The 12,905-nt window shown below is 60.1% G+C and carries 12 protein-coding genes; 9 read left to right on the forward strand and 3 right to left on the reverse strand.

Annotation, left to right across the window (positions count from 1 at the left end):
• Positions 1 to 91 precede the first annotated feature (91 nt).
• The 4 genes from C4J92_RS20580 to C4J92_RS20595 all read left to right on the forward strand — a co-directional run bounded on the left by C4J92_RS20580 (position 92) and on the right by C4J92_RS20595 (position 5,699).
• On the forward strand, positions 92 to 271 hold the full coding sequence (locus C4J92_RS20580) for a hypothetical protein (RefSeq protein ID WP_104504514.1): 180 nt from the start codon (positions 92 to 94) through the stop codon (positions 269 to 271).
• Positions 272 to 481: 210 nt separating this feature from the next.
• Entirely contained in the window at positions 482 to 2,533 is a 2,052-nt protein-coding gene (locus C4J92_RS20585; protein ID WP_124364131.1) for a bifunctional diguanylate cyclase/phosphodiesterase, read from the forward strand.
• Between the two features lie 127 nt (positions 2,534 to 2,660).
• Entirely contained in the window at positions 2,661 to 4,001 is a 1,341-nt protein-coding gene (locus C4J92_RS20590; RefSeq protein WP_124364132.1) for an imelysin family protein, read from the forward strand.
• Positions 4,002 to 4,244: 243 nt separating this feature from the next.
• Positions 4,245 to 5,699, forward strand: coding sequence for a TrkH family potassium uptake protein (locus C4J92_RS20595; protein WP_124364134.1), 1,455 nt, complete (start codon positions 4,245 to 4,247; stop codon positions 5,697 to 5,699).
• Here the strand turns inward: C4J92_RS20595 and C4J92_RS20600 are convergent.
• Positions 5,656 to 6,714, reverse strand: a complete 1,059-nt coding sequence (locus C4J92_RS20600) for an AraC family transcriptional regulator (protein WP_124405106.1) — start codon at positions 6,712 to 6,714, stop codon at positions 5,656 to 5,658. The genes C4J92_RS20595 and C4J92_RS20600 overlap by 44 nt on opposite strands.
• 162 nt (positions 6,715 to 6,876) lie before the next feature.
• Between C4J92_RS20600 and C4J92_RS20605 the strand changes: the two genes are divergently transcribed.
• The 3 genes from C4J92_RS20605 (at position 6,877) to C4J92_RS20615 (ending at position 8,986) form a co-directional block, all read left to right on the forward strand.
• Positions 6,877 to 7,188 (forward strand): DUF962 domain-containing protein, encoded by a 312-nt coding sequence (locus tag C4J92_RS20605; protein ID WP_124368130.1) that lies wholly within the window; start codon positions 6,877 to 6,879, stop codon positions 7,186 to 7,188.
• Positions 7,189 to 7,502: 314 nt separating this feature from the next.
• Complete coding sequence (locus C4J92_RS20610; protein WP_124405107.1) at positions 7,503 to 7,685, forward strand: hypothetical protein; 183 nt, start codon at positions 7,503 to 7,505, stop codon at positions 7,683 to 7,685.
• 104 nt (positions 7,686 to 7,789) lie between these two features.
• Positions 7,790 to 8,986: an MFS transporter gene (locus tag C4J92_RS20615; RefSeq protein WP_124364138.1), complete on the forward strand. Its 1,197-nt coding sequence runs from the start codon at positions 7,790 to 7,792 to the stop codon at positions 8,984 to 8,986.
• Here the strand turns inward: C4J92_RS20615 and arfB are convergent.
• Together arfB and C4J92_RS20625 are read right to left on the reverse strand one after the other, a co-directional pair.
• Positions 8,983 to 9,396 carry an alternative ribosome rescue aminoacyl-tRNA hydrolase ArfB gene (gene arfB, locus C4J92_RS20620; protein WP_016975416.1) on the reverse strand — a complete coding sequence of 138 codons (414 nt, stop codon included), beginning with the start codon at positions 9,394 to 9,396 and terminating at the stop codon, positions 8,983 to 8,985. The genes C4J92_RS20615 and arfB overlap by 4 nt on opposite strands.
• Before the next feature lie 102 nt (positions 9,397 to 9,498).
• Positions 9,499 to 10,920 (reverse strand): amino acid permease, encoded by a 1,422-nt coding sequence (locus C4J92_RS20625; protein ID WP_124405108.1) that lies wholly within the window; start codon positions 10,918 to 10,920, stop codon positions 9,499 to 9,501.
• Between the two features lie 646 nt (positions 10,921 to 11,566).
• On the opposite strand from C4J92_RS20625, the gene C4J92_RS27020 reads away from it, so the two are divergent.
• Positions 11,567 to 11,704 (forward strand): hypothetical protein, encoded by a 138-nt coding sequence (locus C4J92_RS27020; protein ID WP_003237751.1) that lies wholly within the window; start codon positions 11,567 to 11,569, stop codon positions 11,702 to 11,704.
• Positions 11,705 to 11,777: 73 nt separating this feature from the next.
• Complete coding sequence (locus tag C4J92_RS20630) at positions 11,778 to 12,737, forward strand: leucyl aminopeptidase (RefSeq protein ID WP_124405109.1); 960 nt, start codon at positions 11,778 to 11,780, stop codon at positions 12,735 to 12,737.
• Positions 12,738 to 12,905 lie beyond the last annotated feature (168 nt).

Below are 12,905 nucleotides of genomic sequence, written 5' to 3' on the forward strand. Positions count from 1 at the left end.
AGTTGGTTGGAATCGTGGAACTCGCCGAAGGGAATTTGCCACGCACTGAGTGAGAGGAATAACCCTCTCGCGCTCTTCTGGAGAAAAAAAGATGGAAGAAATCGGAAAAGCAGGCGGGCAGATGGCGATGCAACTCATCAGCGGCCTGATGAAAGGTCTTGCCGGTGGTGCAGGTGGCGGCGGCGATGAAGGTGGCGCGAAAGCACCAGAGCGCCCCGGTGAGGACAACATGCCACCGCCACCGCCGAAGATTGATTTTTCAGTCAGTTAATCAATGCGTTTGAAATGCCAAGCTACCGTTGGCATGCAGCGCGTTAGTCAAACAGTCAGACGGCGGAACGAATCCGCCGTTTTTCTGGTTTTTTCCTTTCTGTCAGGTGTGAAGTCGCCTTGCGCGCCAATGTTCCTTTGACTGCCATCGCCCGATTGCCAATACTCATGGCATATTGAAGGCCACCCGCATGAGACAAGGAATGCCCCTTTGAAGCTGGAACTCAAAAACAGCTTGTCGGTGAAGTTGCTACGGGTTGTCTTGCTCTCGGCATTGATCGTGGGCGTAGCGCTGAGCGTGGCGCAGATCGTGTTCGATGCCTACAAGACGCGCCAGGCCGTGGCCGGTGATGCCCAACGTATTCTCGACATGTTTCGCGACCCCTCGACCCAGGCCGTGTATAGCCTGGACCGCGAAATGGGCATGCAGGTGATCGAAGGGCTGTTTCAGGATGACGCCGTGCGCGTCGCGTCCATCGGTCATCCCAACGAAACCATGCTGGCGGAAAAAAGCCGCGCCTTGCAGCACTCTTCCAGCCGCTGGCTGACCGACCTGATTCTCGGGCAGGAGCGCACTTTCACCACCGCACTGGTCGGCAAGGGCCCCTACAGCGAGTACTACGGCGACCTGAGCATTACCCTCGACACCGCGACCTACGGCGAAGGCTTTATTGTCAGCTCAGTGATCATCTTTATTTCCGGCGTGCTGCGCGCCCTGGCCATGGGCCTGGTGCTGTACCTGGTGTATCACTGGCTGCTGACCAAACCGCTGTCGCGGATTATCGAACACCTGACGTCGATCAACCCGGACCGGCCCAGCGAGCACAAGATCCCGCAGCTCAAGGGGCATGAACGTAATGAGCTGGGCCTGTGGATAAACACCGCCAACCAGTTGCTCGAATCCATCGAACGCAACACCCACCTGCGCCACGCGGCCGAGTCCAGCCTGTTGCGCATGGCCCAGTATGACTTTCTCACCGGCCTGCCGAACCGCCAGAAGCTGCAGGAGCAACTGGACAGGATCCTGACCGATGCCGGCCGTCGTCAGCGCCGCGTGGCGGTGTTGTGCGTGGGGCTGGATGACTTCAAGAGCGTCAACGAACAATTTACCTACCAGAACGGCGACAAACTGCTGCTGGCGCTGGCCGATCGTTTGCGCGCCCACAGCGGTCGCCTCGGCGCGCTCGCACGCCTGGGGGGCGACCAGTTCGCCCTGGTGCAAGCCGATATCGACCAGCCCTACGAAGCCGCCGAACTGGCGCAAAGCATTCTGGATGACCTGGAAGCGGAGTTCGCCCTCGATCAGGACCAAATTCGCTTGCGCGCCACCATCGGCATCACCTTGTTCCCGGAAGACGGCGACAGCACGGAGAAATTGCTGCAGAAAGCCGAACAGACCATGACCCTGGCCAAAAGCCGCTCGCGCAACCGTTATCAGTTCTATATCGCCAGCGTCGACAGCGAAATGCGTCGGCGCCGTGAGCTGGAAAAAGACCTGCGCGATGCCTTGAGCCGCGACCAGTTCCACTTGGTGTACCAACCGCAGATCAGCTATCGCGACCTGCGCGTGGTCGGTGTAGAGGCGTTGATTCGCTGGCAGCACCCGGAACACGGCCTGGTTCCGCCGGACTTGTTCATCCCGCTGGCGGAGCAGAATGGCACCATCATTCCCATCGGCGAATGGGTGCTTGACCAGGCGTGCCGCCAACTGCGCGAATGGCATGACCAGGGCTTCACCGAGCTGCGCATGGCGGTCAACCTGTCCACGGTGCAGTTGCACCACACCGAGTTGCCGCGGGTGGTCAACAACCTGATGCAGATTTACCGCCTGCCGCCCCGCAGCCTGGAGCTGGAAGTCACCGAAACGGGCCTGATGGAAGACATCAGCACCGCCGCCCAACACCTGTTGAGCCTGCGTCGTTCGGGGGCGTTGATCGCCATCGATGACTTCGGCACCGGTTATTCATCCCTCAGTTACCTTAAAAGCCTGCCGCTGGACAAAATCAAGATCGACAAGAGCTTCGTCCAGGACCTGCTGGACGTAGACGACGATGCGACCATCGTGCGGGCGATTATCCAATTGGGCAAAAGCCTGGGCATGCAGGTGATTGCCGAAGGTGTGGAGACCGCCGAACAGGAGGCCTACATCATTTCCGAGGGCTGCCATGAAGGCCAGGGTTACTACTACAGCAAACCGCTGCCGGCCCGGGAGTTGGCGGCTTACTTGAAGCAATCGGAACGCAATAACGCGGCGATTCTTTGAGCGGGCCGAACGATTCCAAATATTTCCCGCGTATAAGCCTTTACACAAAATGCAAATCTTTCGCATTATGTCGCAGCTTTTGCGCCCGCGCGCGCGCCCTATCAACAACCGAAGCAGGATGTTCGCCATGATTCGTATGCCCCTGGCCACCGCCAGTCTGCTGGCTATCGCTATTTCTCTCGCCGGTTGCGGCGAAGGTAAAGACAAGGCCGCCGCGCCTCAGGCGCCTGCCGCTGCCAGCACTACCGCCCCAGCGCCAGCCGCGCCTGCGGGCCAGGTCGACGAGGCTGCCGCCAAGGCCGTGGTCGCGCATTACGCAGACATGGTGTTTGCGGTGTACAGCGACGCCGAGTCCACCGCGAAAACCCTGCAGACCGCCATCGACACCTTCCTGGCCAACCCGAACGACGACACGCTCAAAGCGGCCCGTACCGCCTGGATCGCTGCGCGCGTACCTTACCTGCAGAGTGAAGTGTTCCGCTTCGGCAACACCATCATCGACGACTGGGAAGGCCAGGTGAACGCCTGGCCCCTGGACGAGGGGCTGATCGACTATGTCGACAAATCCTACGAACACGCACTGGGCAATCCAGGCGCCAACGCCAACATCATCGCCAACACCGAGGTCCAGGTCGGCGAAGACAAGGTCGACGTCAAGGAGATCACCCCGGAAAAACTCGCCAGTCTCAATGAGCTGGGCGGTTCCGAAGCCAACGTCGCCACCGGCTATCACGCCATCGAATTCCTGCTCTGGGGCCAGGACCTCAACGGTACCGGTCCAGGCGCGGGTAACCGCCCGGCCTCGGATTACATGACCGGTGACGGTGCCACCGGCGGCCACAACGAGCGTCGTCGTACCTACCTGCGCGCCGTGACCCAACTGCTGGTCAGCGACCTGCAGGAAATGGTCGGCAACTGGAAGCCCAACGTCGAAGACAACTACCGCGCCACCCTGGAGTCGGAACCGGCTACCGACGGCCTGCGCAAAATGTTGTTCGGCATGGGCAGCCTGTCCCTCGGCGAGCTGGCTGGCGAACGCATGAAGGTGTCCCTGGAGGCCAACTCGCCGGAAGACGAGCAGGACTGCTTCAGCGACAACACGCATAACTCGCACTTCTATGACGCCAAGGGCATCCGCAACGTCTACCTGGGCGAGTACACCCGCGTCGACGGCAACAAGCTGACCGGCCCGAGCCTGTCGTCCCTGGTCGCCAAAGCCGACCCGGCGGCCGATGCAGCCCTCAAGGCTGACCTGGCGGCGACCGAAGCGAAGATCCAGGTGATGGTTGACCACGCCGCCAAGGGCGAGCACTACGACCAGTTGATCGCAGCCGGTAACGATGCGGGTAACCAGATCGTACGTGACGCTATCGCCGCGCTGGTCAAGCAGACCGGTTCAATCGAAGCCGCTGCGGGCAAACTGGGCATCAGCGACCTGAACCCGGACAGCGCTGATCACGAGTTCTGATCAAGGCGCAGTTGAATGAGGCGACCTTTGGGTCGCCTTTTTTGCGCCATCTTCACCACAAAACCTATGTGGGAGGGAGCTTGCTCCCGATAGCGGTGTGTCAGTGACAAATGTATTTGCTGACCCGCCGCCATCGGGAGCAAGCCCCCTCCCACAATTTGCTCTATGTCGCTTCCAAACCCTCGGTTTACAAGACCGGCACCGCAGGTAGAATGGCGCCACCCCCACACCTGAGCGAACTTCATGGCGTTGCCGACCCTGCGCATCATCGGTTTCATCATCGGCATCTTCCTGATCACGCTGGCGATCGCCATGGTCGTGCCCATGGCCACCCTGGTGATCTTCGAACGCACCGGCGACCTGCCGTCTTTCCTGTGGGCCAGCATGATCACCTTTATCGCCGGCCTGGCCCTGGTCATTCCCGGTCGCCCCGAGCATGTGCACCTGCGCCCGCGGGACATGTACCTGCTGACGGTGACAAGCTGGGTGGTGGTGTGCGTGTTCGCGGCGCTGCCGTTTTTGCTGACCCAGCACATCAGCTACACCGACTCGTTTTTTGAAAGCATGTCCGGCATCACGGCCACCGGGTCCACGGTGTTGAGTGGGCTGGACAGCATGTCGCCGGGCATCCTGATGTGGCGCTCGCTGTTGCACTGGCTCGGCGGCATCGGCTTTATCGGCATGGCAGTGGCGATCCTGCCCCTGCTGCGCATCGGCGGCATGCGCCTGTTCCAGACCGAATCTTCGGACCGCTCGGAAAAGGTCATGCCGCGCTCCCATATGGTGGCGCGGCTGATCGTTGCGGCGTATGTGGGCATCACCATCCTCGGCAGCCTGGCGTTCTGGTGGGCCGGGATGGGGTTGTTCGATGCGATCAACCACGCCATGTCGGCGATTTCCACCGGTGGGTTTTCCACCTCCGATGAATCCCTGGCGCACTGGAAGCAACCGGCGGTGCACTGGGTGGCGGTAGTGGTGATGATCCTCGGCAGCTTGCCGTTCACCCTGTATGTGGCGACATTGCGCGGCAACCGCCAGGCGCTGATCAAGGACCAGCAGGTGCAGGGTTTGCTCGGCCTGTTGCTGGTGACCTGGCTGGTGCTCGGCACCTGGTATTGGTGGACCACCAACCTGCACTGGCTGGACGCCCTGCGCCATGTGGCGTTGAACGTCACCTCGGTGGTAACCACCACCGGTTTCGCGTTGGGGGACTACAGCCTCTGGGGCAATTTCTCACTGATGCTGTTCTTCTACCTGGGCTTTATCGGCGGCTGTTCGGGCTCGACCGCCGGCGGGATCAAGATCTTCCGCTTCCAGGTTGCCTATATCCTGCTCAAGGCCAACCTTAACCAGCTGATTCACCCACGCGCGGTGATCAAACAGAAGTACAACGGCCATCGTCTCGATGAAGAAATCGTACGCTCGATCCTGACCTTTTCGTTTTTCTTCGCCATCACCATCTGCGCCATCGCGCTGGCCCTGTCACTGCTGGGGCTGGACTGGATGACCGCGTTGACCGGCGCGGCCAGCACTGTATCCGGCGTCGGCCCCGGCCTGGGTGAAACCATCGGCCCGGCCGGCAACTTCGCCAGCCTGCCGGATGCGGCCAAATGGATTCTGTCGCTGGGCATGCTGCTGGGGCGGCTGGAAATTATTACGGTGTTTGTGCTTTGTATTCCGGCGTTCTGGCGTCACTGACGCTCGACGCTTGCAGCAACCGCGCCCGGTATTCGCCGGGCGTGGCGTCGAACCAGCGGCGAAACGCGCGAAAGAAGTTGCTCGGGTCGGCGAACCCCAACAGGTAGGCAATTTCCAGCAAGGTCATGCTCGGCTGCGCCAGGTATTGCTCGGCCAGCTCGCGGCGGGTGTCATCGAGCAGGGTCTGGAAGCTGGTGCCCTCCTCCTGCAAACGCCGCTGCAAGGTACGCTGGGACAGGTGCAACGTCTGCGCCACCACTTCGCGCTTGGGTTCGCCCTGGGGCAGCAGGCGGCACAGCACTTGCCGTGCCTTGTGGGTCACGCGGCTTTCGGAAAAGCGCGCCAGGTATTCTCCGGCAAACCGATCATGCAGCAGCGCCATGGCCTCGTTGGCCGTGGGCAACGGGGCATCCATGTCAGCCTGTTCGAAAATCAGCGCGTCATAGGGCGCATTGAATTCCAGCGGCGCATGGAACACCTCTTTATAGGGCGCCAGGTCGACCGGCTGAGCGCCTTGCAACAGTACTTTACGCGGTTGCAGGGTTCGCCCGGTGAGCCAGCCGCACAGCGCCAACGCGCTGGCCAGCGAGGCTTCGGCGCTTTGCCGGGTGGGCGGCAGATGGTCACCGTGCACTGTCAGAATCAGCGCATAACCCTCGGGTAACAAGCGGAAGCTCAAGTCGGCGCTTTCGGCGATGATGCGCTGGTAACGCACCAGGCGCCCGAAGCCTTCGGCCAGGGTGTTGCTGGACATCAAGGCATAACCGGCCACATGAAACGATGCCGGGCGCACCACTTTCCCCATGTTCAGGCCAATTGCCGGGTTGCCCGACACCTCCACCGCGCGCTGCCACAAACGGGTCATGGCGTCTTGCGCAAACCGCGCGTCGGGATCACTGAGGGCGGCGTAGTCCAGCCCCAGTTGTTGGAACAGGGCCCGGCAATCCAGGCCGTCCATTTCCAAGGCCTTGACTATCCCCATCGCCCAGCTTGCAGAAGTTGTTCGTTCGCTCATGGCGTCTTCTTGAATAAAGCGGGCCTGAATGGCAGGCCAGGAAGGCAAGGATACTAAAGTGGCATCTATTGTCACTGGCTGTAACCATCGATCACTCTAGACTCCAATAAGCTCCCCGCCGAACATCTGTTGGGCGGCATAACAATCAAAGGGCCGGCCACAGTGGAAAATCTCAAGCGATTCAACAGCTTCGCCGAGTTTTACCCGTATTACCTGGCAGAGCATGGCAACAGCACCTGCCGGCGCCTGCACTTTATCGGCACCACCCTCGTGATCGGCATTCTGGCGTATGCCGTGGGTCGAGGCTCGCTGGGCCTGCTGCTGGCCGTGCCGATTGCCGGCTACAGCTTTGCCTGGATCGGCCACTTCTTCTTTGAAAAAAACCGCCCGGCGACCTTTCAGCACCCGTTTTACAGCCTGCTGGGTGATTTTGTGATGTACCGCGACATGATCCTGGGCAAGGTGCCGTTCTAGTTTTCGTGGATATAAAAGTCTATTTGTCATTTACAGTGCTGTATCCTGCCAAGGCTTTTTGAGAGCGCGCAATCACCCGCGATTTAAAACAGACCTTGCGAGGAGCGACGACGATGCACGAGATACCTAATCTCCCCTTCCCAAGCCTGCACCCAACAGAGCAGCCAACACCGCAGCAGGCCAGCCCAAAGCAGCCTGAGGCCAAACAAGCCAAACCAGTCGACAGCAAACGCCAGGACTGACGCCGTACCAGACCGTGTGGAAAGCGCCACTTCAAGCGTTTTCCACACTGCCTGAACCCTGGGATACCCGCCATGACCGACACCCTTCCCGATTCCCCGGACACCGACGTCCTCGACGCCGCCCTGCAAATGGTCGAGGTGTGGAACCGCCTCAGCGCGGACAAACAAGCCACCTTGCTCAAGCGCTTCGGTACCCAGGAAAATGCTCTGGCCGCCCTGGTCACCACCCAACTGCTGGCCCCTGCGCAAACTTGAGGTCTTCCCGATCTGAGGTTTTTGCGCTTTAGCGCCCTACGCGAGCCAAACCACCGGTATCATTAGCAGCCTATCTTTACCTGCTGCGACAGTGGACCTCTCCCATGCCAGATACCCAGCGCCCCATGGCGGTCACGCTGCAAGTCGTTTCCATCGTGCTGTTCACCTTTATCGGTTACCTGAATATCGGCATCCCCCTGGCTGTTTTGCCGGGCTATGTGCATAGCGAACTGGGCTATGGCGCGGTGATTGCCGGCCTGGTGATCAGCGTGCAGTACCTGGCCACCCTGCTGAGCCGCCCGTACGCGGGCAAAATCATCGACAACCTGGGCAGCAAGCGCGCGGTGCTGATCGGCCTGGCGGGGTGTGGCTTGAGCGGTGTGTTCATGCTGCTCGCGGCGTGGTTTTCAAGCCTGCCGGCCTTGAGCCTCGCCAGCCTGCTGATCGGCCGCCTGGTGTTGGGCAGTGCTGAAAGCCTGGTGGGCTCGGGCGCCATCGGCTGGGGCATCGGCCGGGTCGGTGCGGCGAACACCGCCAAGGTCATCTCCTGGAATGGCATCGCCAGTTATGGCGCCTTGGCGGTCGGTGCGCCGTTGGGCGTATTACTGGTAAGAAATTTCGGACTGTGGAGCATGGGCGTCAGCATCCTCCTGCTGGCGGCGATCGGCCTGTTGCTGGCCTGGAACAAGGTCGCCGCGCCCATCGTGACCGGCGTGCGCCTGCCGTTCATGAACGTGCTGGGGCGGGTGTTACCGCACGGCTGCGCGCTAGCGTTGGGCTCCATCGGCTTTGGTACCATCGCAACCTTTATCACTTTGTATTACACCACCCAGCATTGGGATAACGCGGTGTGGGCCTTGAGCTTGTTTGGCGCCAGCTTTATCGGTGCGCGCCTGCTGTTCGGCAACCTGATCAACCGTATCGGCGGGTTTCGCGTGGCGATTGCCTGCCTGTCGGTGGAAATCCTTGGGCTGTTGTTGCTGTGGCTGGCACCGGACGCCAACCTGGCCCTGGCGGGCGCGGCGTTGAGCGGGTTTGGCTTTTCCCTGGTATTTCCGGCGCTGGGGGTGGAAGCGGTCAACCTGGTGCCCGCCTCAAGTCGCGGTTCGGCGGTGGGGGCTTATTCGTTGTTCATCGACTTATCGCTGGGTATCACCGGGCCGTTGGCCGGGGCTGTGGCGGCAGGCTTCGGCTTTGCGTCGATCTTCCTGTTCGCCGCCCTCGCCGCCCTGGGTGGCTTGCTGCTGAGTGTGTACCTGTACCGCCAGGCGCCCAAGGCCCGCGAAGCACGCGAGGCCTAGAAGTCGACCTTGCCGCGCCCGGCCTTGATGCTGCCGCGCTTGGTCTTGGATTCGAGGCGACGCTTTTTCGAGCCCAGGGTCGGCTTGGTCGGGCGGCGTTTCTTCTCGACCTTGGTGGCGCTGAGGATCAACTCCACCAGGCGCTCCAGCGCATCGGCGCGGTTCTGTTCCTGGGTGCGATATTGCTGGGCCTTGAGCACCAGCACGCCTTCACTGGTGATGCGGCTGTCACGCAATGCCAACAGCCGCTCCTTGTAGAATTCCGGCAGCGACGATGCCGGAATATCAAAACGCAGGTGCACCGCACTTGATACCTTGTTGACGTTCTGCCCCCCGGCGCCCTGGGCGCGAATGGCGGTCAGCTCGATTTCGGCGTCGGGCAAGTGCACGTTGTTGGAAATTACCAGCATTGGAACAGGTCCGTGATTCAGGCCGACCAGCATACGCCACGCGTCCCGCCAGTCCAAAAAAAACCGGCGATACGCCGGGTTCTTTATTCAGGGTTAACGAGGTTACTCAAGCACCGTCTGTGGCGTGACCAGGGCGGTTTGTGCCTTACGCTTGTTTTTCAACCAATAGCACAGAGCCATAAACGCCACCCACACCGGGATCGCATACACCGACACCTGGATACCCGGAATCATCAGCATGATCACCAGGATAAACACCACGAACGCCAGGCAGACGCAGTTGCCGTAGGGGTACCACAGCGCCTTGAACAGCGGCACCTGGCCGGTGCGGTCCATGTGCTGACGGAATTTGAAGTGGGAGAAGCTGATCATCGCCCAGTTGATCACCAACGTGGCCACTACCAGCGACATCAGCAACTCCAGCGCGTGTTGCGGGATGAAGTAGTTCATCAACACCGCTACCAGCGTAACGGCCGCCGACGCCAGGATCGAACGCACCGGCACCCCACGCTTGTCGATCTTGGCCAGCGCTTTCGGCGCGTCACCCTGCTCGGCCATGCCCAACAGCATGCGGCTGTTGCAGTAGGTCCCGCTGTTGTAAACCGACAGCGCCGCCGTCAATACCACAAAGTTGAGAATATGCGCGGCGGTGTTACTGCCCAGCATCGAGAACACTTGCACGAACGGGCTGCCGCTGTAGGCATCGCCCGACGCATTAAGGGTAGCCAGCAGGCTGTCCCACGGCGTCAGCGACAACAGCACCACCAACGCGCCGATGTAGAAAATCAGGATGCGGTAGATCACCTGATTGATCGCTTTGGGGATCACGGTGCGTGGCTGGTCCGCTTCGGCGGCGGTAAACCCGAGCATTTCCAGGCCACCGAAGGAAAACATGATGATCGCCATGGCCATCACCAATCCGCCCACGCCATGGGGAAAGAAGCCGCCGTGGTCCCACAGGTTGCTCACCGAAGCTTGCGGACCTCCGCTGCCACTGACCAGCAGGTAGCTGCCCAGGGCAATCATGCCGACGATGGCCACTACCTTGATGATCGCGAACCAGAACTCGGCTTCACCGAAGACTTTGACGTTGGCCAGGTTGATCAGGTTGATCAGCACGAAGAACGCCGCCGCCGAGACCCAGGTCGGAATCTCCGGCCACCAGTAGTGCACGTATTTGCCGACTGCGGTCAGCTCCGACATCCCCACCAGGATGTACAGGATCCAGCAGTTCCAGCCCGACAGGAAACCGGCGAAACCGCCCCAATACTTGTGGGCAAAATGGCTGAAGGAACCGGCGACCGGCTCCTCGACGATCATTTCGCCGAGCTGGCGCATGATCATGAAGGCGATAAAGCCGCAGATGGCATAGCCCAGGATCATCGATGGGCCGGCGGACTTGAGTACCCCGGCCGAGCCGAGGAACAGGCCGGTGCCGATGGCGCCACCGAGGGCGATCAACTGGATATGCCGATTTTTCAGGCCGCGTTTCAGCTCGCCTGAAGAGGAATGGGGTCCACTCATGAAAAAGGTCTCACGCAAGGTTTGAAGAGGTTGAATGCAGGTTGCTGCCTTGAATTACCGACTCAAGCAGCGCCGCTCAAACCCCAGCGCAGGCACCAGGAGTACAGCGTCTTTCTAGCGGTCATGCGTCACCTGTTTGTTTTTATCTGTGACGAAATCGAACCCGTCTGGCTCGTGGCCGGACGGAGTGATCAGGGCGGATACACCCTGGGTCTTGGCCTTTGCGTGGATACGCAAGAGGGGGTCACAGTAAAACGCGGCGCATTGTACACCGCTCGACAGCTTCGGCACGCACCACGAACGTGCACCCGACAATCTGTCAGGTATTCCTTACAGGGGATTTCCACCCAAAGCGCGCAGGCCGACAACGTAAACTTAACGTTACGCAGCGGAAAATTGGCTTTACGGTCAGGCTTAAATGACGGTTTACGGAAAATTGTCAGTCAGACTCATCTGAAGAATCGGTTCAGCCAATCCGCTGTTTTACTTGGATAAAAAATAACGTCAAAAAAACGGAAGAAAAAATCCAAATGAAACCGTGTCAATAAATATTTTGCATTTTGAAACACTCTCTCCTAGGTTCTCTTCACTTGCCTGCGAGCCGCTGGCAAGCCGTTCTCAAACAACGTCCTCTAGGAGATACACCATGCAAGCACTGGAAAAAGACCTGGAAACTGAACTGCAACTCGACGATTGGTTTGAAGCGCCGACCCATGAGGCCGCCGTTGAAATGATGCAAGCTGATGCCGTTGTGCCATTTGGCACCGCGATGTGGCCTTTCTAACACCCGGCAGGCATCCGGCAGGTGTCGTGCACGGCACCTGCCCCCTTACCCAAGGCACAGAAGGACACTCGTCATGGACAAGGCCCGCGCTGTCGAACATTTTCTCTACTATCTCGCTCACCACCCGGCCCTTCAGGGCGTGAACCGCCCTACCGTGCTGCTGGGCCATACCGAACGTTACGATGCCATCGCCCAGGCAATCACCCAGGGCAGCGCCGCCCGTTTCAATTTCCAGGTGCAGCGCCTGGACCTGAGCGCCAGCGAAACCCTGGCCCAGGCCATCGAAGCCTGCGACCTGTACCTGTTTCTCTACGATTCCTCGACCCTGCCCAACCCGCGTGCCGAAGGCCCGGATTTTATCCGCGCGTTGCACGGCGTCATGGCCGAACATTGGAAAAAGTCGCTGCTGTTCAAGGACTACGGCGATTATTTCTACGACACCTTCAGCGTCGAACCGCAACGCATCGCCGACCTCAACGCCACGCTGATCCGGCGCATGTCCGAGGCCAGCGTGCTGAGCTTCACCGACAAGCACGGCTCACGCCTTGAAGCACCGATGAGCAGCATCAAGAAGTGGACCAATATCAACGGCGTCGGCAACCACGACCTGGCCCCTGGCGAGATCGCCACCCACAGCGAAGCCATCAACGGGCAAGTGCGGTTTGTCGGCACCTTTCTCAGCACCATCCCCTTTGCGCGCAAATACGGCGTGCTGGAGTCACCCCTGGAACTGTGGATCGAGAACTCCACCATCTGCGGCGTGGCCAGCGACGTGCCGGGGCTGGCGGATGACTTCAACAAGTACCTGAATGCCAACCCGTCCAACCGCCGTGTGGAGGAATTGGGGATTGGCACCAATGAAGGCGTGAAGGATTTGTATGCGCGCAACGCAGGCTTTGAAGAGCGCCATTGCGGCTTGCACCTGGGGTTGGGTGGCGGGCAGAAAGGCAGCCATCACCTGGACTTGATCTTTGCCAGCGGGGTGTTGGCGCTGGATGACAAGCCGGTGTTTGATGGGACGTTTGCGTTCTGAACACTGGTCTCGAAAACACCGGAGACCCAAATGTGGGAGGGGGCTTGCTCCCGATTGCGGTGGTTCAGCCGATGCTTATGCAAGCTGATACGCCGCTATCGGGAGCAAGCCCCCTCCCACAATTGAGCGCATTTCAAATTTGAATCAAAAAAAAAACGCCAACCCGTA

The sequence above is a fragment of the Pseudomonas sp. R3-18-08 genome, from assembly GCF_003852065.1.
Lineage (GTDB): Bacteria > Pseudomonadota > Gammaproteobacteria > Pseudomonadales > Pseudomonadaceae > Aquipseudomonas.